Annotated in this window: 24 protein-coding genes and 1 tRNA gene; 11 read left to right on the forward strand and 14 right to left on the reverse strand. The window is 65.9% G+C overall.

Annotated features, from left to right (window positions below; genetic code table 11):
• Together GRI55_RS05435 and queF are read right to left on the reverse strand one after the other, a co-directional pair.
• Positions 1-732, reverse strand: a 732-nt coding sequence (locus tag GRI55_RS05435) for a fatty acid desaturase (protein ID WP_160766496.1), incomplete at its 3' end; no start/stop codon positions are given.
• A gap of 578 nt (positions 733-1,310) precedes the next feature.
• Positions 1,311-1,769 carry a preQ(1) synthase gene (queF, locus tag GRI55_RS05440; RefSeq protein ID WP_160766497.1) on the reverse strand — a complete coding sequence of 153 codons (459 nt, stop codon included), beginning with the start codon at positions 1,767-1,769 and terminating at the stop codon, positions 1,311-1,313.
• A 119-nt stretch (positions 1,770-1,888) separates the two neighbouring features.
• Between queF and GRI55_RS05445 the strand changes: the two genes are divergently transcribed.
• The 9 genes from GRI55_RS05445 to GRI55_RS05485 all read left to right on the forward strand — a co-directional run bounded on the left by GRI55_RS05445 (position 1,889) and on the right by GRI55_RS05485 (position 10,117).
• The gene (locus GRI55_RS05445) at positions 1,889-3,010 is read left to right on the forward strand and encodes a hypothetical protein (RefSeq protein ID WP_160766498.1); all 1,122 of its coding nucleotides are present in this window, start codon (positions 1,889-1,891) and stop codon (positions 3,008-3,010) included.
• A 37-nt stretch (positions 3,011-3,047) separates the two neighbouring features.
• Positions 3,048-3,881 (forward strand): sulfurtransferase, encoded by an 834-nt coding sequence (locus GRI55_RS05450; protein ID WP_160766499.1) that lies wholly within the window; start codon positions 3,048-3,050, stop codon positions 3,879-3,881.
• Positions 3,882-3,883: 2 nt separating this feature from the next.
• Positions 3,884-5,095, forward strand: coding sequence for a cystathionine beta-lyase (metC, locus tag GRI55_RS05455; protein WP_160766500.1), 1,212 nt, complete (start codon positions 3,884-3,886; stop codon positions 5,093-5,095).
• A 2-nt stretch (positions 5,096-5,097) separates the two neighbouring features.
• Positions 5,098-6,165, forward strand: coding sequence for a mechanosensitive ion channel family protein (locus GRI55_RS05460; RefSeq protein WP_370873254.1), 1,068 nt, complete (start codon positions 5,098-5,100; stop codon positions 6,163-6,165).
• Between the two features lie 96 nt (positions 6,166-6,261).
• Entirely contained in the window at positions 6,262-7,020 is a 759-nt protein-coding gene (gene cobA / locus GRI55_RS05465) for a uroporphyrinogen-III C-methyltransferase (protein ID WP_160766501.1), read from the forward strand.
• Complete coding sequence (locus tag GRI55_RS05470) at positions 7,017-7,313, forward strand: DUF2849 domain-containing protein (RefSeq protein ID WP_063505894.1); 297 nt, start codon at positions 7,017-7,019, stop codon at positions 7,311-7,313. The genes cobA and GRI55_RS05470 overlap by 4 nt, the downstream gene beginning before the upstream one ends.
• Positions 7,313-8,947 (forward strand): nitrite/sulfite reductase, encoded by a 1,635-nt coding sequence (locus tag GRI55_RS05475; protein WP_160766502.1) that lies wholly within the window; start codon positions 7,313-7,315, stop codon positions 8,945-8,947. The genes GRI55_RS05470 and GRI55_RS05475 overlap by 1 nt, the downstream gene beginning before the upstream one ends.
• Positions 8,940-9,365, forward strand: a complete 426-nt coding sequence (locus GRI55_RS05480; RefSeq protein WP_050600203.1) for a DUF934 domain-containing protein — start codon at positions 8,940-8,942, stop codon at positions 9,363-9,365. The genes GRI55_RS05475 and GRI55_RS05480 overlap by 8 nt, the downstream gene beginning before the upstream one ends.
• Positions 9,362-10,117, forward strand: a complete 756-nt coding sequence (locus GRI55_RS05485; protein ID WP_050600204.1) for a phosphoadenylyl-sulfate reductase — start codon at positions 9,362-9,364, stop codon at positions 10,115-10,117. Before GRI55_RS05480 ends, GRI55_RS05485 begins: the two co-directional genes overlap by 4 nt.
• Positions 10,118-10,132: 15 nt before the next feature.
• Here GRI55_RS05485 and GRI55_RS05490 read toward each other — a convergent pair.
• From GRI55_RS05490 to GRI55_RS05510, 5 genes are all read right to left on the reverse strand, one after another.
• Positions 10,133-10,208: transfer RNA gene (locus GRI55_RS05490), tRNA-Thr, on the reverse strand.
• Positions 10,209-10,257: 49 nt separating this feature from the next.
• Positions 10,258-11,169 (reverse strand): NAD-dependent epimerase/dehydratase family protein, encoded by a 912-nt coding sequence (locus tag GRI55_RS05495; RefSeq protein WP_307019564.1) that lies wholly within the window; start codon positions 11,167-11,169, stop codon positions 10,258-10,260.
• The gene (gene proB, locus GRI55_RS05500; RefSeq protein ID WP_160766504.1) at positions 11,166-12,284 is read right to left on the reverse strand and encodes a glutamate 5-kinase; all 1,119 of its coding nucleotides are present in this window, start codon (positions 12,282-12,284) and stop codon (positions 11,166-11,168) included. Before proB ends, GRI55_RS05495 begins: the two co-directional genes overlap by 4 nt.
• Before the next feature lie 75 nt (positions 12,285-12,359).
• Positions 12,360-13,421 (reverse strand): GTPase ObgE, encoded by a 1,062-nt coding sequence (obgE, locus tag GRI55_RS05505; RefSeq protein ID WP_050600207.1) that lies wholly within the window; start codon positions 13,419-13,421, stop codon positions 12,360-12,362.
• Positions 13,422-13,479: 58 nt separating this feature from the next.
• Complete coding sequence (locus tag GRI55_RS05510; RefSeq protein WP_160766505.1) at positions 13,480-14,748, reverse strand: acetyl-CoA C-acetyltransferase; 1,269 nt, start codon at positions 14,746-14,748, stop codon at positions 13,480-13,482.
• 118 nt (positions 14,749-14,866) lie between these two features.
• On the opposite strand from GRI55_RS05510, the gene GRI55_RS05515 reads away from it, so the two are divergent.
• Together GRI55_RS05515 and GRI55_RS05520 are read left to right on the forward strand one after the other, a co-directional pair.
• Positions 14,867-15,628, forward strand: a complete 762-nt coding sequence (locus GRI55_RS05515) for a crotonase/enoyl-CoA hydratase family protein (protein WP_050600209.1) — start codon at positions 14,867-14,869, stop codon at positions 15,626-15,628.
• A 43-nt stretch (positions 15,629-15,671) separates the two neighbouring features.
• On the forward strand, positions 15,672-16,835 hold the full coding sequence (locus GRI55_RS05520) for an acyl-CoA dehydrogenase family protein (RefSeq protein WP_050600210.1): 1,164 nt from the start codon (positions 15,672-15,674) through the stop codon (positions 16,833-16,835).
• A 33-nt stretch (positions 16,836-16,868) separates the two neighbouring features.
• Here the strand turns inward: GRI55_RS05520 and GRI55_RS05525 are convergent, their stop codons facing one another.
• The 7 genes from GRI55_RS05525 to GRI55_RS14870 all read right to left on the reverse strand — a co-directional run bounded on the left by GRI55_RS05525 (position 16,869) and on the right by GRI55_RS14870 (position 22,785).
• Positions 16,869-18,131 (reverse strand): hypothetical protein, encoded by a 1,263-nt coding sequence (locus tag GRI55_RS05525; RefSeq protein WP_160766506.1) that lies wholly within the window; start codon positions 18,129-18,131, stop codon positions 16,869-16,871.
• A gap of 28 nt (positions 18,132-18,159) precedes the next feature.
• Complete coding sequence (locus GRI55_RS05530) at positions 18,160-19,170, reverse strand: fumarylacetoacetate hydrolase family protein (RefSeq protein WP_160766507.1); 1,011 nt, start codon at positions 19,168-19,170, stop codon at positions 18,160-18,162.
• Complete coding sequence (gene maiA, locus GRI55_RS05535; protein ID WP_050600346.1) at positions 19,167-19,817, reverse strand: maleylacetoacetate isomerase; 651 nt, start codon at positions 19,815-19,817, stop codon at positions 19,167-19,169. Before maiA ends, GRI55_RS05530 begins: the two co-directional genes overlap by 4 nt.
• 211 nt (positions 19,818-20,028) lie before the next feature.
• Positions 20,029-21,213: an acyl-CoA dehydrogenase gene (locus tag GRI55_RS05540; RefSeq protein WP_202392388.1), complete on the reverse strand. Its 1,185-nt coding sequence runs from the start codon at positions 21,211-21,213 to the stop codon at positions 20,029-20,031.
• 74 nt (positions 21,214-21,287) lie between these two features.
• The gene (locus GRI55_RS05545; RefSeq protein WP_050600347.1) at positions 21,288-21,674 is read right to left on the reverse strand and encodes a four-helix bundle copper-binding protein; all 387 of its coding nucleotides are present in this window, start codon (positions 21,672-21,674) and stop codon (positions 21,288-21,290) included.
• A 96-nt stretch (positions 21,675-21,770) separates the two neighbouring features.
• A complete protein-coding gene (locus GRI55_RS05550) occupies positions 21,771-22,133 on the reverse strand; it encodes a response regulator (RefSeq protein WP_063507116.1) in 363 nt (120 codons plus the stop codon).
• Between the two features lie 67 nt (positions 22,134-22,200).
• A complete protein-coding gene (locus GRI55_RS14870; protein ID WP_202392389.1) occupies positions 22,201-22,785 on the reverse strand; it encodes a hypothetical protein in 585 nt (194 codons plus the stop codon).
• Between the last annotated feature and the right edge of the window lie 103 nt (positions 22,786-22,888).

Consider the following 22,888-nt stretch of genomic DNA (forward strand, 5'->3'; position numbering starts at 1 on the left):
GGCGAAGGACCAGTCGGATTTGCTTTCCCAGTATGCTTGGGGGAACTGGTGCTGGATGTAGAACAGCCACACTCCCATGCTTGCTGCGAAGAGCAGGGTCGGCAGGAACACCGCCAGCGTCACTCCGAAGCCGACCAACCATACTGGCACAGCGAGGATTGCGAGAGTGGCAAGGTTCGTTCCCAGGGCGCTGATCCAGAACTTCCAGCCCTCCTTCATCAATCCCACGGGCAGGCGGTGGCGCAGGAGAAAGAGATAGGCGGGGCCAAAACCAAGTAACGTCAAAGGGTGGCGGTAAAGGCGATAGCCGAGCCGCTGGGTCCTCGATCTTTCGCAATACTCGCGCACCGTCAGCGTATCGACATCGCCAAAGCCGCGTTTGTCGAGGTTGCCAGTCATGGCGTGATGACGCGCGTGGCTGAGGCTCCAGCAATCATAGGGCGTGAGCGTGAAGACCCCCAGCATCCGCCCGAACCAGTCATTACTCGCGCGATTCCGCAGGAAGGATCCATGGCCGCAATCGTGCTGGATAATGAATAGCCTCAGCAGGAACAGTCCAGCGAGCGGAGTAAGCGCTAGGGCGAACAGGTAACCCGCGTCCGCTGCTACGATGATCGTTGCGAACAGCCCAAGAAAGGGGATCAGCGTAATACCAAGCTCCCACAGGCTGCGCCCGGGCTGGGGATCGCGGAACCCCTGAAGGTTGCGCATTAACTGACGAGGGTCGGGCATGGCGGGGCGCACGGCTGCCGAGGCCGCTTCAGAACAGGAAACACTCACTCGCGAACCGCTAATGTTGGTTCGCGCGATTGTCACGCGAGTTTGACTGCGATGAGAAGGGACGTTGATCCGTTGACTGGCGGCTTTCCATGTCTCGCAGCCGAAAGCGGACTGTCGACTAACGGCCCAGTTTCAGCAAGCTGCAAAGCGCCCAAATCTAGCTATTCAGCACCCCAGTTGCCGCTCTCGATAGCTGTCGATCTATCAGATCCGACGCCACCATTTTGATCAACCCAATTTAGCACAAACCCAATGTGCGGCCTATAACATATCTGGGTGGCATCAGCCCGCTTCGCGTTCGAAGCCAAGGTGCCATAGTTAAATAGGTGACCGGCAAAAAACCGTTACGAGCCCAAAACCGATTGGGGGTATCATAGGGGGTATTACCCGCTTAGTTATCCAGAATTATGCTATCATTCCAGTAATTTATAATCTGAAAGTGCCTCCCACCCTCTCCGCCACGGGATTTCTCGACAATCCAGATCTTGCGGCGCGCATCCGCTGGCGAATGCGTGCCTGATGTCCGTGTGTCAGCCGCGTCCGCGATAGGATGAAACGCCCTGGTCGGGCAGCCACAGGGCCGCCGGCGGTGCGCCGCTTTGCCAGAAGACGTCGATCGGGATGCCGCCGCGCGGATACCAGTATCCGCCGATGCGCAGCCATTGCGGCTGCATTTCGTCGAACAGCCGCTGGCCGATCCCCACGGTCACGTCCTCATGGAAACCGCAATGGTTGCGGAACGAGCCGAGGAACAGCTTGAGGCTCTTCGATTCGACGATGGTTTCCCCCGGCGCGTAATCGATCACCAGATGCGCGAAGTCGGGCTGGCCGGTCACCGGGCACAGCGAGGTGAATTCGGGCGCGGCGAAGCGGACCATATACAACTGGCCGGTGCGCGGATTGGGGACGTAGTCGAGTTCGGCCTCTTCGGGCGAGGCGGGCAGCGCGGTGTTCGCGCCAAGGAACTTGGGGGCAGGTGTGTCGCTCATGCCGCGCTCCTGCCGCGAAGCGCGGCGCAGCGCAAGGCGGGGCTTGGAAGCCCGCGCTTCAGTACCTATTCACCGCCGCCCCGCACACTCGCGGTCCCTTTCTCACGAAACGACCCGCAATGGCATTTGTCACCCGTATCCCGTTAATTGCACTCGCCGCAGCGCTGCCGGCCGTGGCGCAGGCGCAATCGGTCAATGATTTCACACTCGAACCCGCGCCGACGCCCAGCGCCACCCCGCAGGTGCAAGGGCCCGCGGATACGCGCAGCGGGGTCGAGATTCGCCCGCGCGTCCTCGCAACCCCGACTCAAGCGCCGACAGCGAGCCCCACCGCCGCGCCGAGCCCGGCTCCGATGCTGTCACCGGCACCCGGGCCATCCGGGGACAGAGCGCCGCGCGCCCCGGTCACCCAGCCATCCCCGCGCGCTACGCCGCTGCCTGCGGTGACGCCGCCTGCGCTGGATCCAGGTGAAGCGGCGGCCATGAGCTCCGCGCCCGAGGAGCCGCCATCGGTCCAGGACCCCGCGAGCGATACGCGCGCCGCTTCGTCCGTCGCAGAACCCGCAGTGCCCGCAGCGCCGCTTCCAGCGCCCGCTGCGAACGAGGAGGCCGGGTGGACCCCGTGGCTGTCGCTTGCGGGCGGTGCAGTGTTGCTGGCGCTGCTCGGCGCAGGCTTCGCCGCCTGGCGTCGCCGCCGGCGCCGGCACGTCCCTGAAATCCAGCGCCCGGTTGTCCGCAGCGCTCCGCCCGCCGGTCCGGCGGCGCTGGGGGACGCCCTCCGACTGCACGTCGAACCCGACAAGATCATCCGCAGCGCCGCTTTCGTAACACTCAAATACCGGCTGACCCTGACCAACCGCAGTGAAACCCCGCTCGGCGCGATCGGCGTCGGGCTCGATCTGGTGTCGGCTCATGCCCAGGCACCAATGGATCAGCAGGTCGCGACGGCCGAAACCGCGCTTGAAGAGCGCCATGCAGTCCCGCGGCTGGCGCCCGGACAGAGCATCACGCTCGACGGACAGGTGCAGCTTGCGCTCGCACAGGCGCAGGTGATCCGGCAGGGACGGCATCCGTTGCTGGTCCCCTTGCTGCGCATGCGTATCTCGGCGCGCGGCGGGGACGCGTTGTTGCGGACCTTCGTCGTCGGACAGACCGCGCCCGGCAGCAGCCGCGTGCAGCCCATCCGGCTCGACGAAGGGCCGCGCAGCTATAGCCCGGTCGCGCAGCGCGAGCTCGCCTAACTCGACTTCGCCGGGCCGCCGCGCTACCCGGTTGGCGATGGACAGTCTCGTTTCGACCCAATGGCTTGCCGACCAGCTCGGCGCTGCGGACCTCGTGGTTCTCGATGCGTCGATGCATCTGCCCGACAGTCCGCGCCAGGCGGCGCAGGATTTCGCGGCGGCGCATGTACCCGGCGCGCGGTTTCTCGACCTTGTCAGCTTCGTCGATCCCGGTTCGCCGGTACCCAAGGCCCTGCCAAGCCCCGAACAATTCGCGGCGCGGCTGGGGCAGCTCGGGGTGGCACCGTCGTGCCGGGTCGTGCTGTATGACGACAGCCAGATCCGCAGCGCGGCCCGCGCGTGGTACATCTTCCGGCTGTACGGCTTCGCGCAAGTGGCGATCCTCGATGGCGGGTTGGCCAAGTGGACCGCCGAGGGGCGCGCGCTCGAAAGCGGCGGGGTTTCCGGCAGCCCGGTCGATTTCCCGGTGCCCAAGCGTGCTGCCGGCGTGCGCAGCAAAGAGGATATCCTCGCCAACTGCGCCAGCGCGGCCGAACAGGTGGTCGATGCGCGCGACGCGGCGCGCTTTGCCGGCGAAGAAGGAAGCGGATCGCGGGGCCATATCCCGGGCGCCGCGAACGTGCATTTCACGCAGTTACTGACCGAAGCGGGCACCTATCGTACGCCAGCGGAAATCGCCGGTCTGTTCCAAAGCGCCGGCATCGATCTCGACCGTCCGGTCGTCACGAGCTGCAACAGCGGCATGACCGCGGCGGTGCTGTCCTTCGGGCTTCACCTCGCGGGCAAGGACGATACCGCGCTGTACGATGGCAGCTGGCTGGAATGGGGGGAGGATCCGCAAACGCCCAAGCAGGCGGGGAGCGGGCGATAGACATGGCAGGGAGAGATGACAGCACCCATCGCGCGGCGACACGGCTGGTGACCAGCGGGCGATCGGGCGATTTCGCCAGCGATGTGGTCAACCCGCCCGTGTGGCGCGCGAGCACGCATCTCTACCCCGACTGCGCCGCATTGCGCGCGCGCAAGAGCGACAACCGCGATGGGCAGTTCTTTTACGGCCGCCGCGGATCGCCCACGCAATGGGCGCTCTCCGAAGCGCTTACCGCGCTCGAGCCGGGGGCCGCCGGCACCGTCCTCTATCCCAGCGGTCTCGCCGCGCTGGTCGGCGCGTTGCTCACGGTCCTGCGCAGCGGCGATGTGCTGCTGGTGGCGGATAATGCCTATGATCCCACGCGCAGCGCGGCCACGGGCCTGCTGAAGGATCTCGGCATCGAGCACCGCTTCTTCGATCCGCTCGACCATGAAGCCTTTGCCGGGGCATTCTGCGACCGCACGCGCGCGGTCATGCTGGAAGTGCCGGGCAGCCTCACGATGGAGGTCTGCGATATTCCCGCGCTGGCGGCAATCGCGCGCGAAAGGGGAGCCGTCAGCCTGATCGACAACACCTGGGCCACCGCGCTCGGCTTTCCCGCTCTCGAGCATGGCTGCGATATCGCCATCACCGCGCTGACCAAGCATGTCGGCGGCCATTCGGACGTCATGATGGGTGCCGCCAGCGCGGGTGAACGCTGGTATCGTCGCCTGCGGCTTGGTGCGCAGCGGCTGGGCCATGTCGTGTCGCCTGACGATGCCGCGCTGGTGCTGCGCGGGCTGAGGACGATGGGCGTGCGTCTCGAGCGCCAGACCGCGACCGCGCTGGCGATCGCCGAATGGCTCGATGCGCGCAGCGAAGTGGCGCATGTGCTGTCCCCTCTGCTTCCCGGTGCGCCCGGCCATGACATCTGGCAACGCGATTTTACCGGCGGCTGCGGTCTGTTCAGTTTCGTGCTCAGGGGCGGGGACGATGCCGCGAGGTGCCGGCTGGTCGACCGACTGGAACTGTTCGGCATCGGTTACAGCTGGGGCGGGTTCGAAAGCCTCGCCCTGCCGTTCGACGTCGAACCGGTGCGTTCTGCGATGCCCTGGCCCAAGCCGGGCTGGAGCGAAGCGGACCGCCATGGCATACGGCTGTCGATCGGGCTGGAAGACCCCGCCGATCTGATCGCCGATCTCGACCGCGGTTTCGCGGCGCTTAACGAAGGATAGACGTGCAAGGCGAAACCCCTCCCACCGCCGAACCGACCGCTGCGACACCTGCGGTCGAACAGGCATGGAACCTGGCCGAGCCGGTGGTCGAGGAAAGCTCGGTCGCCGCGGCCGAAGGCGCCAAGGAAGCGCTGAGTTCGCAGAGCGAGACTGTCGGCTCGGTCATCGACACGGTCGATACCGTGGCGCTGTCGTTCGGCGATTTCCGCATCTCGCTGTTCGACGTGCTGGTCGTTGCCGCGGTGATCGTAGGCATCCTGTTCCTTGCATGGTTTGCCAGCCGGATGAGCCGGCGCCTGGTCCGCCGCATGACCCGGCTCGACGAGGCGCAGCAATTGCTGGTCGAGAAGGTGATCACGATCATCGTCTGGGCCGCCGCCTTCTTCCTCGGCATCGACCTGCTCGGGATCGATCTGACCGCACTGGCGGTGTTTTCGGGCGCCTTCGGTCTGGCGATCGGTTTCGGCCTGCAGAAGACCTTCGGCAATCTGATCGCAGGGATCATCCTGCTGATGGACCGGTCGATCAAGCCGGGCGATGTGATTGCGGTGGCCGATCTGGCGGGCAACGAGAGCTTCGGCCAGATCCGCAAGATCGGCATCCGCGCGGTCTCGGTGACCACGCGCGACCAGCGCGAATATCTGATCCCGAACGAAAACCTGATGATCAACCAGGTCGAGAACTGGTCCTATTCGTCCAAGAACGTGCGGATGCAGGTGCCGGTCGGGGTGAGTTACGAAGCCGACATGAAGCTGGCCGAGGAACTGATGCTCGAGGCGGCGAAGTCCTGCGACCGGGTGCTGAGTGCGCCGCCGCCAACGGTCTGGATGAGCGAATATGGCGACAGCTCGGTCAATTTCGTGATCCATTGCTGGATTACCGACCCCGAGGACGGGGTCGGCAACGTGCGCAGCGCGGTGCTCAAGAAGCTGTGGTGGCTGTTCAAGGACAACGGCATCGAGATCCCGTTCCCGCAACGCGACCTGCATATCCGCGGCAGCGACCAGCTCGAGCGGCTGGCCGAGCTCATGGTGCAGGGGCGCAAGCCTGCTGGCAGCGCGAAAGAATAGGTTGCCGCGCGCACAGCGCCGGTTTCAAATCTCGCCTTCCTAGCCGGACACGCATTCTGATTGGCGCAACGGCCGTGCCCCTCACATCTTGCAAACATGGCACAGACCGGAACCATCTATCTCGTCGGCGCGGGACCGGGCGATCCCGATCTCCTGACGCTGCGCGCTGCGCGGCTGATCGAGAGCGCGCGGGTGATCGTCCATGACGGACTGGTCGACCCTGCGATCCTCGCACTTGCGCGCGGCGATGCGCAGCTGATCAGCGTGGCCAAGCGCCGTTCGCATCACACCTTGCCGCAGGAAGAGATCAGCGAACTGCTGGTCCGCGTGGCCCGTTCGGGCCAGGACGTCGTGCGGCTCAAGGGCGGGGACCCGTTCGTGTTCGGCCGCGGCGGCGAGGAGGCCGAAGTCGCCCGCGCTGCCGGCGTTGCGGTGGAGGTGGTGCCCGGGATCAGCGCGGCCAACGGGGCCGCGGCGGCGGCACAGATCGCGCTGACGCATCGCGACGCGTCGAGCGTTGTCAGCTTCGTGGCCGGCCAGTGCAAGGGTCTGAAGGACCAGGACTGGGCGGGGCTTGCCGGCAAGGGCCGGACGCTGGTGATCTACATGGGCGTGAAGACCGCGCCGCAGATCGCCGAGAAACTGATGGAAGACGGGCTGTCGCCCGACATGCCGGTGGCGGTGATCGAGAACGGCACGCGTCCCGACATGCGCGTGCTGCGCGGCCTGCTCGCCGGGCTGCCCGATCTGGTGGAACATGAAAAGGTGGTCAGCCCTGCGCTGATCGTGATTGGTGAAGTGACCGCGCGCGACGATGTCGCCCTGGCGGTCGCCGCGCAGGAGGCGGCACGATGAGATTGCTTACCGGAAATGATTTGAAGACCGGCGCGGTGACCTGGTGGACCGGCAGCGACTGGTCGATCCACGTCGAGGATGCGGCCGATGTGGCAGGTAGCGAAGACGAGATCGCGCGCCGCGAAGAGGCCGCCCGGCGTGTCAATTCGCCTTATGCAGTGGACGCCGAACTGCAGGATGGCAGCCCCCGGCCGTCGCATATCAAGGAGCGCGTTCGTGCGCTTGGCCCGACCGTCCGTCCCGACCTGACCCTCAAGCCTGCCGATCCCGAAATCGGTAACTGGGTGATCTGATGTACAAATACGACCAATACGACCAAGCGATGGTCGATGCCCGCGTGGAGGAATTCCGCGACCAGGCGCGCCGCCGTCTCGAAGGCAAGCTGACCGAAGACCAGTTCAAGCCGCTCCGGCTGATGAACGGGCTCTATCTGCAGCTCCACGCCTACATGCTGCGGGTGGCGATCCCCTATGGCACTCTGAACAGCCAGCAGATGCACGCGCTGGCCGATATCGCGGACAAGTATGATCGCGGTTACGGCCATTTCACCACGCGGCAGAACATCCAGTACAACTGGATCAAGCTGGAGGATGCCGGCGATATCCTGGCCGATCTGGCCAAGGTCGAAATGCACGCCATCCAGACCAGCGGCAATTGCATCCGCAATATCAGCTCGGATCACTTTGCGGGCGCTACTGCGGACGAGGTGGTCGATCCGCGGCCCTATGCCGAGCTGCTGCGCCAGTGGTCGAGCTTCCATCCCGAATTCAGCTATCTGCCGCGCAAGTTCAAGATCGCGGTGATCGCCAGCGACACCGATCGCGCCGCGATGCGCTTGCACGATATCGGTATCCAGATCGTCGAGAACGATGCGGGTGAACTGGGCGCTGCCTTCTACGTCGGCGGCGGCATGGGACGCACGCCGATGATCGCGCCGTGCATCAACCCCTTCGTCCCGCTCGACCGGCTGGTCACCTATGCCGAGGCGTGCCTGCGGGTCTACAACCGCTATGGCCGCCGCGACAACAAGTACAAGGCGCGGATCAAGATCCTCGTCCACGAGATGGGCGCGGAAGAATACACGCGCCAAGTCGAGGCGGAATACGCCCACCTGCTGGAAGAAGGCGTCGAACCGCCCTTCGCCGAGCTCGAACGGATCCGGACCTATTTCGAGGACCCGCTGTTCGAAGCCGGCGCAGGCGACGAGATCGACCGCAGCGACCCCGATTTCGCCGTCTGGGTCGATCGCAACACGGTCGCGCACAAGGAAACGGGCTATGTCTCGGCGGTGATCAGCCTCAAGCCGGTGGGCGGCATCCCCGGCGATGCGACTGCCGAACAGATGCGCCTGATGGCCGATCTGGCGAAGGATTACAGCTTCGACGAACTGCGCGTGATGCACACGCAGAACATCGTGCTGCCGCATGTCCGCAAGGCCGATCTGCACGCGCTGTGGACAGCGCTCGACGAAGCGGGGCTGGGCAGCCCGAACCTCGATACGGTCGAGGACATCATCGCCTGCCCGGGGCTCGATTACTGCAGCCTCGCCAATGCCCGGTCGATCCCGATCGCGCAGCGCATTTCCGAACGCTTCGCCGCCAATGGCAAGACCGGGACGCTGGGCGAACTCAAGCTCAAGATTTCGGGCTGCATCAATGCCTGCGGGCATCACCATGCGGGCCACATCGGCATCCTCGGTGTCGACCGCAAGGGGGTGGAGAACTACCAGCTCCTGCTCGGCGGCAGCGAGGCGCAGGATGCCAGCCTGGCCAAGATCACCGGCCCCGGTTTCAGCGAAGACGGCATCGTCGACGCGGTCGAAACCGTGACCACCGTCTTCGAACGCGAACGCCAGGACGGCGAACGCTTTCTCGATACGTACCGCCGCATCGGCATGAACCCTTTCAAGGAGGCGCTCTATGGCTGAGACGCTACGCTATCGCGACGACCAACCGGTCGACCATCCCGCCGTGACGGTAGACGCTTTCGTCGACCAGTCGAATGCGCAGGCCGTCCGGATCGAACCGGGCGACGACACGCGTGAATTGCTGCCGCATCTTCAGCGGCTGGCGCTGGTCGAGGTCAACTTCCCCGCATTTGGCGACGGCCGCGGCTACTCCTCGGCGCGGATGCTGCGCGAGGCGGGCTACGAAGGCGAATTGCGCGCGGTGGGCGACGTGCTCGTCGACCAGTTGGCCTATATGCGCCGCTGCGGCTTCGATGCGTTCGAGCCCGATCAGCAATTCGACATGGACGATGTGAAGGCCGCTTTCGAGCGGTGGCCCGAAGTGTACCAAAACGCGGCGGACGACCGCACCCCGATCTGGACCAAGCGGCACCCATGAACCGTCTGCGCGCCATCGACCGGATCGACGTGGGTCCCCGTTTTACCGAGCAGGATGCGATTCGTCTCAACCGCATGTTCCGCGGGACCGAGACCGAGGAATGGTTGCGTGCGGTGATCGAGGGGAACCTGGTCGGCGATACCGCCGTGGTGTCGAGCTTCGGGGCCGAGAGCGCGGTGCTGCTCCATCTGATCGCGCAGGTCGATTCGACCGTGCCCGTGCTGTTCCTCGATACCGGCAAGCATTTCCCCGAAACGCTCGCCTACCGTGACGAGCTGACCGAGCGGCTCGGGCTCAACCGCGTCGATCTCTATCCCGAGATCGCGGATCTGCAGACGCGCGACGATACCGGGCTGCGCTGGTCGTACGATCCCGATGGCTGCTGCGAACTGCGCAAGGTCAAGCCGCTGGAAAAGGCGCTCGCCAATTTCGATGCCAGCTTCACCGGACGCAAGGCGTTCCAGTCGGCGACGCGCGCCAATCTGCCGCGCTTCGAAGTGGATTCGGCCGATGTGCAGGGCCGGCTCAAGATCAACCCGCTGATCGACTGGTCGGCAGAGGACATCGCGGCCTATTTCGAGACGCATGACCTGCCGCGCCATCCGCTGGTCGATCGCGGCTTTCCCAGCATCGGCTGCTCGCCGTGCACGCGCCAGGTCGGCGAGGGCGAAGACCCGCGCGCAGGTCGCTGGTCGGGCTGGGACAAGGTCGAATGCGGGATCCACAAGCCGGGCGAGGAACCCTTCCTCTGATCCGGTGGGCGGTGCTGGTGCCGGCTGGAGGATTCGAACCCCCGGCCTGATGATTACAAATCAACTGCTCTACCAACTGAGCTAAGCCGGCGCCCGCAAAGCGCGCCCTTTCGAGCAATCGCGCGCAAATGTCCAGAGCTTCAGAGCCAGCCGTTGTCGCGATACCACCGCGCTGTCGCGGCGAGGCCTTCTTCACCGCTTACGCTGGGTGACCAGACGGCTTCGGGCACTTTCATCGCCGACCGCGCGACCCAGTTGGGATGCGTCATATATCCCACCCTGTCTGCGGTAAGCCGGGCCTTGTCGCCGCGCACCATCCGGTCGACTTTCGCTGCCGCATCCAGCACGCTGCGGGGCAGGTGCGGCGCGAAGACCGGCCGCCCCACCGCCTTGCCGATCGCGCGCGCCAATTCCTTGTGCGACCAGCCGCCTTCGCGCGCATCGTCGGGTTCGAAAACGCGGCGGCGCACCAGCGCGGGCGGGGCATCGACCAGCGCCAGCAGCAACCGCGCCAGATCGGTGACATGGATGATCGAACTCGCGCCGCCGGGCGGCAGCGGGACAAAGCCGAACCGTGCGCTGCGGAACATCTCGAAATAATCGACGTCGCGCGGACCGTAGACGCCCGGCGGGCGCACGTTCGTCCAGTCAAGCCCGCTGGCCTCGACCAGCTTTTCCGCTCGCGCTTTCGAGGCGCCATAGGCCGACAGTCCGGGCTCGCGCGCCGAGAGCGAGGAAACGAAGACGAACCGCTTGGCGCGGCTGTGCCTGGCAGCGGCGATCAGTCTTGCGGTGCCGTCGACATTGGCCTCCTCGAACGCCGCGGGATCGGGCGCATTGGTCAGCCCCGCCACGTGGACGATCGCATCGCAAGGCTCGCACAATGCAGCCAGTGCGGCGGTATCGGACAAATCGCCAGCAACCCATTCGACATTGGCGCGCGGGGCCTGGGCGCGGCGGGTCAACGCGCGCACGGTCTCGTCAGACTGCGCCGCCTGGTCGAGCACGGCCTGGCCGACGAAGCCGGTGGCACCGGTCAGCGCGATCGTCACAGGCGCACCATGTGATCGCGGTGGACGACGGCGGCGCGCGGGGCATAGCCGAGCGTGCGTGCCTGCTGGTCTTCCCGCAGCCCCATGATCGCGCGGCATTCGGCAGCGGCATATTCGACCAGTCCCTGGCCAAGCCGTTCGCCTCCGGGGCCGTACACTGCGACGAGATCGCCGCGGACGAAATCTCCCTGCACCGCGGTAACGCCAGCGGCCAGGACGCTTGCTCCGTTATCGAGCGCGGCCATGCACCCCTGATCGACCGTCACGCTGCCTGCCGGGGCCAGCCGTCCGCCGAGCCAGGCCTTGCGCGCGGACGCGCCCGACTGCGGCACGAACACGGTGCCGCTGTCCTGCGCCAACGCGGCCGCGAAGGGTGCGGGCCGGGTGCCGTTGATGATCGCCAGCGCGATGCCCGCGCGTTCCGCGATGCGTGCGGCCTGCAATTTGGCGCGCATGCCACCCGAACCTAGGCCCGAGCCGGAATCGGCAGTGGCCATTGCCATGATCTCGGGCGAAACCCCGTCCACGCGCGCGATCCGCCGCGCGCCGGGCTCACGCGGATCACGGTCGAACAACCCGTCGACGTCGGACAGCAGCAGCACCGCGTCCGCGCCCGCCGCTTGCGCGATGCGCGCGGCCAGCCGGTCATTGTCGCCGAAGCGGATTTCCTCGGTCGCCACGCTGTCGTTCTCGTTCACCACCGGTACCGCGCCCGCGGCCAGCAGGCGTCCGAGCGTGGCGGAAACATTGAGATAGCGGCGCCGGTCCTCGAGATCGCCGAGCGTGACGAGCATTTGCGCGGCAGTGATATCCTGTGCGCCGAGCGCATCGGACCACAGGCGGGCGAGTTCCACCTGCCCGACCGATGCCGCGGCCTGCGCGTCGGCGAGGCTGCCGCGGCCGCCGTGAGGCAGGCCGAGCCGGGCGGCGCCCAGCGCGATCGCCCCCGATGAAACGAGCAGGACTTCGCAAGTCTGCCGCAACTCGGCGATTTCCGCCGCAAGCGAGGCAAGCCATGCGGTCCGCGCGCGTCCCTTGTCGACCAGCAGGGCAGAGCCGACCTTGATGACAAGGCGGCGCGCCTGGCGCAGGTCGGAAAGGGCGGCGATGTCCATCAGCAGGGGACTAGCGGCTGCGGGCGGCGCGCGGAAGCCGTCTTGCCTTGCCGCGCTGTTACCGTGCCTTCACGGTCAGATCGGCGACCATTCCGGATTGCTGTCGTCGGACGAATCCTCGACTTCGACAGTCTTCGTCTCGGTCGAGGTGTGATCGGGCAGATAGCCGAGCAGGGCATCGAGCAGTTCGCCGGTCCCGGCGCCGGTCGCACCCGAGATGGGAAAGACCTTGTCCGCCCCCGCGGCCAGCAGTTCCTCGGCGAAGGCTTCGCCCAGTTCCTGGTCGGCGAGATCGAGCTTGTTCAGCGCCACCACCTGCGGCTTGTCCGCCAGTTCGCTGCCGTAGGCTTCGAGTTCGGCATTGACCGTGCGATAGGCTTCGGCCGGATCATCGCCCGAAATGTCGATCAGGTGGATCAGCACGCGGCAGCGTTCGATATGGCCGAGGAAGCGGTCGCCGATCCCGGCGCCTTCGGCGGCGCCTTCGATTAGGCCCGGGATATCCGCAAGCACGAATTCGCGGCCCTTGTGCGTCACCACGCCCAGCTTGGGGACCAGCGTGGTAAAGGCGTAATGGCCGACCTTGGCCTTGGCATTGGATACCTGGTTGATGAAGGTGCTCTTGCCCGCATTGGGCAGACCGAGCAGGCCGACGTCGGCCAGCAGCTTGAGCCGCAGCCAGACCCACATTTCCTCGCCCGGTTCGCCGGGCTGGTGCTGGCGCGGTGCGCGATTGGTGCTGGATTTGTAGCTCGCGTTGCCGCGGCCGCCCATGCCGCCTTCGAGGAACACGAGCCGCTGGCCGACCTCGGTGAAATCGGCGAGCACCTCTTCCTTGTCCTCGCTGAGCACCTGGGTGCCGAGCGGAACCTTGACGACGAGGTCGGGTGCGCCGGCCCCGGTCCGGTCCTTGCCCTGGCCGTGATTGCCGCGCTTGGCCTTGAAATGCTGCGCGTAGCGGAAGTCGATGAGCGTGTTGAGGCCCTGGACGGCTTCGAACACGATGTCGCCGCCCTTGCCGCCATTGCCGCCGTCGGGGCCGCCATACTCGATATATTTTTCGCGGCGGAAGCTGACCGCGCCGGGGCCACCTGCGCCGGATTTCAGAAAGATCTTGGCTTGGTCGAGAAAGTGCATGGCGCGCCCTCTAGCCGCTTTCGCGGACATAGGCGAGGGCGCGCATGCTTATGGCGTATCAGTCGACGAAATCGTCCACCCGCTCGACGATGATCGCGGGGGCCATCCCGCCCGCAGCGCACATGGTGACAAGGCCGTAACGCTTGTTCTGGCGTTCGAGTTCGTCGACCATCGTACCGATGAGGATCGACCCGGTGGCACCGATCGGGTGGCCCAGCGCGATCGAGCCGCCGTTGACGTTGACCTTGTCCCAGTCGAGCCCGAGATCCTTGACGAATTTCGCGGCGACGACGGCGAAAGCCTCGTTGATTTCGAACAGGTCGATATCGTCGGTGGTAAGTCCGGCCTTGGCGAGCACCTTTTTCGCCGCGGGTACGGGGGCATTCAGCATCAGCGTCGGATCATCGCCCATATTGGCCGTCGCAACGATGCGCGCCCGGGGCTTGAGCCCGTGATTCTGCGCATAGTCCTTGCTGGCGACCAGCACCGCGGCGGCGCCATCGACCACGCCCGAGCTGTTGCCAGCGTGGTGGAAGTGCTTGATTTCGACATCGGGGTACTTTGCATTCACCAGCCCGGCGAAGGTGGTGCCGCTCTTGTCGAGCGGGACATTGGCAATCTTGGCAAAGGCGGGTTCGAGTTCGGCCAGGCCTTCGCGCGTGGTCTGCGGGCGCGGATATTCCTCCTTGTCGAGCACGACATTGCCCTCGTCGTCCTTCACCGGGACGACCGACTTGTCGAAACGGCCTTCCGCGATCGCCTTGGCGGCGCGCTGCTGGCTGCGATAGCCGACTTCGTCGAGCTCCTCGCGGGTGAAGCCTTCGATCGTGGCAATCGCGTCGCCGCAGACGCCCTGGTGGCTCTGCGGGTGCGAGCGCATCAGGCGCTCGTTATGGCTGCCCATCATCGGCGGCTTGAGCCCGGCGGCCATCTTGTCCTTGGTCATCTGAGCGGTGAGGCTCATCATTTCGGTGCCGCCGGCGACGACGCAGTCTTCCATCCCGCTCATCACCTGGGCCGCCGCCAGCGCCACGCTGGTGATGCCGCCGCCGCAGAACCGGTCGAGCGTGGTGCCGCTGGACGTCACGTCATAGCCTGCATCGAGCGCGGCCATGCGGCCCAGGTCGCCCGCCTGCATGCCGTCCTGCGTGCTGACCGACCAGATCACGTCGTCGACCGTCGAGGTATCGAGATCGTTGCGATCCTTGATCGCGGTGAGACAGGTTGCCGCGAGGTGCTGCGGGTGCATGTGCGCGAGCGCGCCCTTGCCCTGCTTGCCGATCCCGCGCGGGGTGCGGACAGCGTCGATGATATAGGCTTCGGCCATGGCTTCTGAACTCCTCTCGTTTTGTCTTTTTATGCGGCGAATGCCGGTTGACGTTTGCGTAAACGTCGCGCAGCAAGGGCGCAAGACAAGTTTCGATTTGAAATGGGAGAGAGCGGCTATGTCCGAGGAAGTTCTGACGAGCGAAGAAGACGGCATCCTCGTCGTCACCATCAACCGGCCCGATGCCAAAAACGCGATGACCAAGGCCGCGGCCGAGGGGATCGCCGCGGCGATGGACCGCCTCGACAGCGATGACAATCTGCGCGTCGGCATCCTGACCGGCGCGGGCGGGACCTTCTGTTCGGGCATGGATCTCAAGGGCTTCCTGCGCGGCGAATCGCCCAGCGTCGAAGGGCGCGGCTTCGGCGGCGTGGTGCAGCAGCCGCCCGAAAAACCGCTGATTGCCGCAGTCGAAGGCTATGCGCTGGCGGGCGGGCTCGAACTGATGATCGCCTGTGATCTGGTGGTCGCCAGCGCCGCGGCCAAGTTCGGCATCCCCGAAGTGAAGCGCGGTCTTGTCGCCGCAGCCGGCGGCGTGATGATGCTGCCCGACCAGATCCCCGAACGGATCGCGATGGAACTGGCGCTGACCGGCGATTTCATCGATGCGCCGCGCGCCTATGAGCTGGGCCTCATCAACCGCGTGACCGATGGCGATGCGCTGGCCGGGGCCAAGGAACTCGCCGCGCGGATCGTCGCCAATGGCCCGCTGGCGGTGAAGGTGTCGAAGCAGGTTATCAAGCAATCGCGCGGCTGGCCGATGGACGAACGCTACAAGCGCCAGACCCAGCTTATCGCTCCCGTCTTCGTGTCCGAAGACGCCCGTGAAGGCGCCGCCGCCTTCGCCGAGAAACGCGCGCCGAACTGGAAGGGCAAGTAAGACCCTTCGGCGCGTCACAAGAACATTCGAGAGGATCCGAGAGATGCCAGCAATCAACGTACCCCAGCCCGAGTTCATGGAAGACGAGGAGATCTCGATCTTCGCCGATGCCGTGGGCAAGTTCTACCAGCAGCACGCGCCCGAAAAGCGCGTGCTCAAATGGCGCGAGGACGGCCAGGTCGAACGCGAGTTCTGGAACGAGGCGGGCGAAGCCGGCCTGCTGGGCGTCTCCGTGCCCGAGGAATACGGCGGCCACGGCGGCGATTTCCGGCATGACATGGTGGTGATCGACCAGCAGGCGAAGCACGGCGTCGAGGGCTTCGCCGCCAGCCTGCACAACACGGTCATCCTGCCCTATCTGGTGCGTCACGGGACCGAGGAGCAGAAGAAGAAGTACCTGCCCAAGCTCGTCACGGGCGAACTGGTCAGCGCCATTGCCATGACCGAACCGGGGGTCGGATCGGACTTGCAGAGCATCACCACCACTGCGCTCAAGGACGGCAACGGTTACCGCATCAACGGGGCCAAGACCTATATCTCGAACGGCCAAACGGCGGACTTCATCATCGTCGTCGCCAAGACCGATCCGAACGAGCGCGCCAAGGGCATCTCGCTGATGCTGCTCGAGACCGAGGGCGCCGAAGGCTTCCAGCGCGGCAAGAAGCTCGACAAGGTCGGGATGGACGCGGCGGATACCTCCGAACTCTTCTTCGACGATGTCTTCGTGCCGGCAGAGAACGTGCTCGGCGGCGAGGAAGGCAAGGGCTTCTACCAGCTGATGGGGGAGCTACCGCAGGAACGGCTGATCATCGCCATGGGCGCGATGACCGGGATCGAGAAGGCGCTCGAAGTCACCATGGACTTCGTCAAGAACCGCAAGGCGTTCGGCCAGACGATCTGGGACTTCCAGAACACGCAGTTCGTGCTCGCCGACCTCAACGCGCGCGGCACTGCGGCGCGGGTGTTCGTCAACGATTGCATCGCCAAGCACCTCAAGGGCGAACTCGACGTGCCGACCGCGTGCATGGCCAAGTACATGGTCACCGAACTGCAGGGCGAAGTGGTCGACAAGTGCCTGCAGTTCCACGGCGGCGCGGGCTTCATCAACGATTACCCGATCGCGCGCATGTTCCGCGACAGCCGCATCACGCGGATCTTCGGCGGATCGAACGAAGTCATGAAGATGGTCATCGCCCGTTCGATGTGACCGCATCCTCCGGCGCGGCGGAGACCGGCTGCTTCAGTCGATCCCGCCGCGGCGGAGCATCGCGTCGATGCTGGCGACCTTGCGTTCATAGCGCGGATCGTCGGTCGCGCCGTAGCGCGCTGCGAATTCGGCATCGGTCAGCCCGTCGCTGAGCGCCAGCGCCGCTGCGGGCAGCAGGTCTTCGTCCTGCGCGCCCAGCAAGGCCGCGCGCGCGTCCGCCATCCGCTCCGGATCGGTCAGGCGCCGCGCGATCTTGATCCCCGATCGGTCGCTGGCGAGATCGACGAAGGAGAAGCCGCTCGGGTCCTTGGGAGCCAGCAGCGGATCGCTTTCCAGGCTGTCGGCCAGTTCCTTCCATTCACCGATCGCCGCGCTGATGCTGCTGCCGGTGGTGGTCTCGAGCGCTGCCGACAGCGCCCAGTGTTTCGCCCAGTCCGCGCGGCCCTGCAGCGTCAGCGTGACCGGCCGGGCCGCGCAGGTGCCGATCGTGCCGTCGACACCGCCGAACAGTTCGGCCGCCTCGGGCCCGAGCGAGAACAGCGCAAGCGCAACGAGCGCGGCGGAATGCCCTTCGGGGCTGGGCTGCGAAGCCGCGAGCGCGCGGCGCAGTTGCTGCGCCAGCAGCGGGGCAGGCTCGCCGCGCTGCCGTTCGGCGAGCGTGCAGTAGATGGTGCCCACCATGTCTTCATCGACTGCGGGAACGCCGGTTGTCCGGGCATGCGCGAGCAGGCTGCCCTGCGGCATGAGGACCCGCGCGGTGACGCTGTCGGGCCCGATCCGCATGCTGTGCACGATCGTGTCGATCGGCGGGAGGGTGCCGCCCTGCGCGGCCATCCGGCGCTGGATCAGCGCCAGTCCCCATTGCGAGAACCAGTCGGGCAGGGGCAGCGCGCCGATCTTCACGGTGAAGGTCGGCAGCCCCTCGCTGGCTCCCGACGCCTGCGCGCGGATGTTGATCCAGCGGAAGAGCATGGGCCGGCTGCCGGTCAGCGTAAGCACGCCATCCTCGACGCGGGCGTCGAAGCGGTTGGGCGCAAAGCCCTGCGTCACCATCGCCGAGGTCGCGGCCAGTTCGGCTTCGGCGAGCGTGAGTTCGACCGGCTCCCCCGTCGCCCGGCTTTGCCGCGCCTGATTGACGAGCGCGCGCGCAGCCGCGACCTGCTCTGCCGTGGCATGCCGGCTATCCGGTACGGCCGGTTCGGAACTGGTCAGGAGCAGCGCCAGCGCCAGCACGCCGCCCACGATCAGGGCGAGCGCGAGGCGCCAACGATGCCCGCGGGTCGGGGGGGCGGACATGATGCGGTTTTCGGTCAGCTGGGGCCCGTCAGGCCTCCACCACCGTCTGTTCGATCGCCCCGAAGATCGAGTGGCCGTCGGCGTCCTTCATCTCGACGCGGACGCTGTCGCCGGGGACCATGAAGCGCGTGCTCGCTTCGCCATTGGCGATGGTTTCGATCATGCGGATTTCGGCAATGCAGCTGTAACCGAGACCGCCTTCGGCCACCGGCTTGCCCGGATCGCCGTCGGGGCCCTGGTTGGAGACGGTGCCCGAGCCGATGATCGTACCCGCGCCCAGGTCGCGCGTCTTCGCGGCATGCGCGACCAGTTCGGCGAGGCTGAAGGTGGCATCGACGCCGGCATTGGCGCGGCCGAAGGGCTGGCCGTTGTAATCGACCATCAGCGGCAGGTGGATGACGCTGCCCTGCCAGGCATCGCCCAGTTCGTCGGGTGTCACCGCTACGGGGCTGAACGCGCTGGCGGGCTTGGACTGGAAGAAGCCGAAGCCCTTGGCCAGTTCGCCCGGGATCAGGCCGCGCAAGCTGACGTCGTTGACCAGCATCACCAGCTTGATGTGATCCGCTGCGTCATCCTTCGACACGCCCATCGGCACGTCGTCGGTGATCACCGCGATCTCGCCTTCCATGTCGCAGCCCCACTTGGTGTCGCCCAGCGGGATATCGTCGCGGGGCGCGAGGAAGTTGTCGCTGCCGCCCTGGTACATCAGCGGATCGTGGTAGAAGCTCTCGGGCACTTCGGCGCCGCGCGCCTTGCGGACCAGTTCGACGTGGTTGATATAGGCCGAGCCGTCGGCCCACTGATAGGCGCGCGGCAGCGGCGAATGCGCTTCGCGTTCGTGGAACCGCTCGCACGGCACCGCCTCATGTTCGACATCGGTGTACAGCGCTTCGAGCTTTGGCGCGACTTCGGCCCAATCGTCGAGCGCGGCCTGCAGCGTCGACGCGATGTTGTCCGCCGCGCAGTAACGGGTGAGGTCCTTGGAGACGACCACGAGCTTGCCGTCGCGCGTGCCGTCCTTGAGTGTTGCGAGCTTCATGTCGGTTGTATCCTCTCGGGATTGTCGGGTTGGTTGTCCGGATGCGCGCGCTGGAACGCGGGTAGCGCGAGACAGGCGGTTTCGATCCGGGTGATGTGGGGCTTGTCAGCAAAGTCGAAGCCGAAACGCTGGGCGTTGTACACCTGCGGCAACAGGCAGACCTCGAACAGGCCGGGCCGCTCGAACAGGAAGTCGCCGCTGCCGAGCTGCGCCAGCCGTGCTTCGAGCGGGTCGAGCGTGCGCGCGAGCCAATGGCGGTACCAGATGCCGATCTCGTCCTGCGACTTGCCGTATTCCTTGGCGAGATACTTGAGCACCGGCAGGTTGAGCGGGGCGTGCAGTTCGGTCGCGATGGCATAGGCCAGTTCGCGCGCGAGATAGCGGTCACCGGCATCGCCGGGCAGCAACGGCGCATCGGGATAGGCTTCGTCGAGCCATTCGAGCTGCGCCATCGACTGGACATAGTCCTTGCCGTCGACCTCGAGCAGCGGGACCGAACCGAAGGGGTTGCGACTGGTGAAGGCGGCGCCTTTCTGTTCGCTTTCGAGCAGGTTCACCGGCACGTATTCGTAGTCCAGCCCTTTCAGCTCCAGCGCGATGCGCAGGCGGTAGCTGGTCGAACTGCGATAGTAGCCGTGAAGGCGGATCATGATGCGGCTCCCGATGTCGCGCGGATGTTGGAACGGCCGAAGGCGCGTCCACGACATGGACCGCATGTTACACGGTCCAGGCGGAAAAAACCTGCCCCCTGGACACGCGGACGGAGCCGGGTGCAAACGGGGCGGGTCGGAGTGCGGGGCATGGGGCCCCTGTGGCACAGGGCCGGGCTGTAGGACAGGATCGCTCGCGCGCGAGGGGTCAAAACGCCGCGATCCCCGTGATTGCGCGGCCGAGGATCAGCGCATGGACATCATGCGTGCCTTCGTAGGTGTTGACCGTCTCGAGATTCACCATGTGGCGGATCACCTGGTATTCTTCCGAAATGCCGTTGCCGCCATGCATGTCGCGCGACTTGCGCGCGATATCGAGCGCCTTGCCGACATTGTTGCGCTTGACGATGCTGATCATCTCGGGCGCGAACTTGCCTTCGTCCATCAGCCGTCCGACGCGCAGGCTCGATTGCAGGCCGAGCGAGATCTCGGTGATCATGTCGGCGAGCTTGAGCTGGTAGAGCTGCTTGCTCGCCAGCGGCACGCCGAACTGGTGCCGGTCGAGCCCGTATTGGCGCGCGGCGTGGAGGCAGAACTCGGCCGCACCCATCGCGCCCCAGCTGATGCCGTAGCGCGCGCGGTTGAGACAGCCGAACGGACCCTTGAGGCCCTGCACTTCGGGCAGCAGCGCGTCTTCACCCACTTCGACTTCGTCCATCACGATCATGCCGGTGGTCGAGGCGCGCAGGCTCAGCTTGCCTTCGATCTTGGGGGCGGACAGCCCCTTCATGCCCTTTTCGAGCACGAAGCCGCGGATGCCGCCGCCATGCGCCTCACTCTTCGCCCAGACCACGAAGACATCGGCGAAGGGGGCGTTGGAAATCCAGGTCTTGGAGCCGGAAATGACATAGCCGCCATCGACCTTCTTGGCGGTGGTTTTCATCCCGCCGGGATCGCTGCCGGCATCGGGCTCGGTCAGGCCGAAACAGCCGATCAGCTTACCGCTGGCAAGGCCGGGCAGGTATTTCTTGCGCTGATCTTCCGAACCATAGGCGAGGATCGGATACATAACGAGACTCGACTGGACCGAGGCCATCGAACGATAGCCGCTGTCGACGCGCTCGATCTCGCGCGCGATCAGGCCATAGGCGACATAGCTGGCAGCCGCGCCGCCATATTCCTCGGGCACGGTGGCGCCCAGCAGGCCCGCCTCGCCCATCATCGGGAAAAGTTCGGGGTCGTCGACTTCCTCGCTGAAGTTCTCGATCACCCGCGGTTGCAATTCGCCCTGCGCGAAGGCGTGGGCAGCGTCGCGGATCATCCGCTCGTCCTCGGTCAACTGATCGTCGAGGTTGAAGGGATCGTCCCAGGCGAAAGGCACCATAGCGGCCATGTGGTCTCCTCTGTTCCACCCCAGCCACTGGCAGGGTTGCCCGCGCGGGGCAAGACCCGCGCGGGCAGCGAAGGTCACTTCACCAGCGGCAGCGCCTTGCGGCAATCTTCCGCGCATTCGCGGCACATCTTGGCACACAGCGAGCAGTGCGGATTGTCATGGCTTTCGCATTCGGCGGCGCAGGTTTCGCAGGCGGTGATGCAGGCTTCGAGCTGGGCCCGCAGCACGTCGATATTCTGCGCGGTGCGGCGGACGGCGAGCCGCGCGGTCGCGGCGCAGACATCGGCGCAGTCGAGGCAGTTGCGGATGCACTGCGCCATGTCCATGTCCTCGGCCACGCAGGCATCGGCGCAGCTGGTGCAGAATAGCGAACACAGCATGGCATGGCGTGCAGCAGTGACCAGTTCTTCGGTCTCGTCCTCGACCTGCGGGTGTGCGGCGATCATTGTGGGGAGCGACATCGGCATTTCCTTCCTTGAGAATATTGCGTTCGTTCAAGGAATGGTTCGTCGCCGCGCAATGTTCCGGCAATGGCGGGCGAAACCCGCGCGCTGCGGTCAGGCGTGCGCGGCGGCGCGCTGAATCGAGTCGATCACGGCAGCCGGCGGGCAGGGCTTGGCCAGCGCTTGCGCCCGCGGGAAGCGAAGCGCCACCTCGGCGGGGGACAGCTGACCCGAATGGAAGATGACCGGCACGTTTTCCGCCATCATCTGTTCGGCCAGCGGATAGACGATGCCATCGCCTAGCTGGACGTCGAGAATGGCGATATCGGGTTTCGACTTCTGGTAGGCCAGCATGGCCGACGACAGATCGTCATACGGCCCTTCGACCATGTAGCCCGCTTCTGCCACCGTATCGCACAGATCGTAACCGACGATCAGTTCGTCTTCGGCGACGAGTACTCGTAGTTGACGACTCATCTGACCTCTCCTCGACTGCGGACCCACGTAACCAAATACCGCAGCCGGAAATCGGTTCCCGGTCGCGTCAGCTGAGTTTCCCGAAGCGGTCGGCGAAACCGGCTTCGTCGCCAGCGGCGAGCATGGCCGCCTGGCCGACCCAGTCGTCGCGCCGGATGCGGCCCTGGAAGCGGCCCATCTGCGCATCCACGCGGTCGATTTCGGCGTCGTCCCAGGCGGCGATCTGCGCGAATGTGGTCACGCCCATGCCGTGCAGCGTGGCCGACAGCTTCGGACCCAGCCCCTTGATACGGGTCAGATCGTCGCCGCCAGCCGGAGCCGATGCGCTTGCGGGCGTTGCGGATGCGGATGCGGATGCGGGTGCCGGAGTCGGGGTCGGAGCTGGGGTTGCGGCGGGGGTAGTGGCGGCCGGCTCCGTCGTGGCACCGCCGGCCGGCACGCCGGCCGCGGGCTGCATCGGGGTCGCCGCCGGGGCGCTGTCGATCAGCGCCTTGTTGCGCTGCGCCGGGGCGGCGCCGTCATCGAGCACGTCACGGCTGGTGCTGGTGACGCGGGTCTTGCGCGAGCTGTTGAACAGGTACCATGCGATCACCAGGCCGAGCAGCAGCGCGGCGACGATCAGCGGCCAATAGGTCTGGAGCAGTTCGCTCATGGTCTAGTCCTCTTGTTGGTCGTGGCGGCCCCACAGCGCCCAGCCGATGCCGATCCCCGCACCGTAGGCGGCGACCATCAGCGCGGCCAGTTCGAACCATAGC

The sequence above is a fragment of the Qipengyuania citrea genome (assembly GCF_009828015.1).
GTDB lineage: Bacteria > Pseudomonadota > Alphaproteobacteria > Sphingomonadales > Sphingomonadaceae > Qipengyuania > Qipengyuania citrea.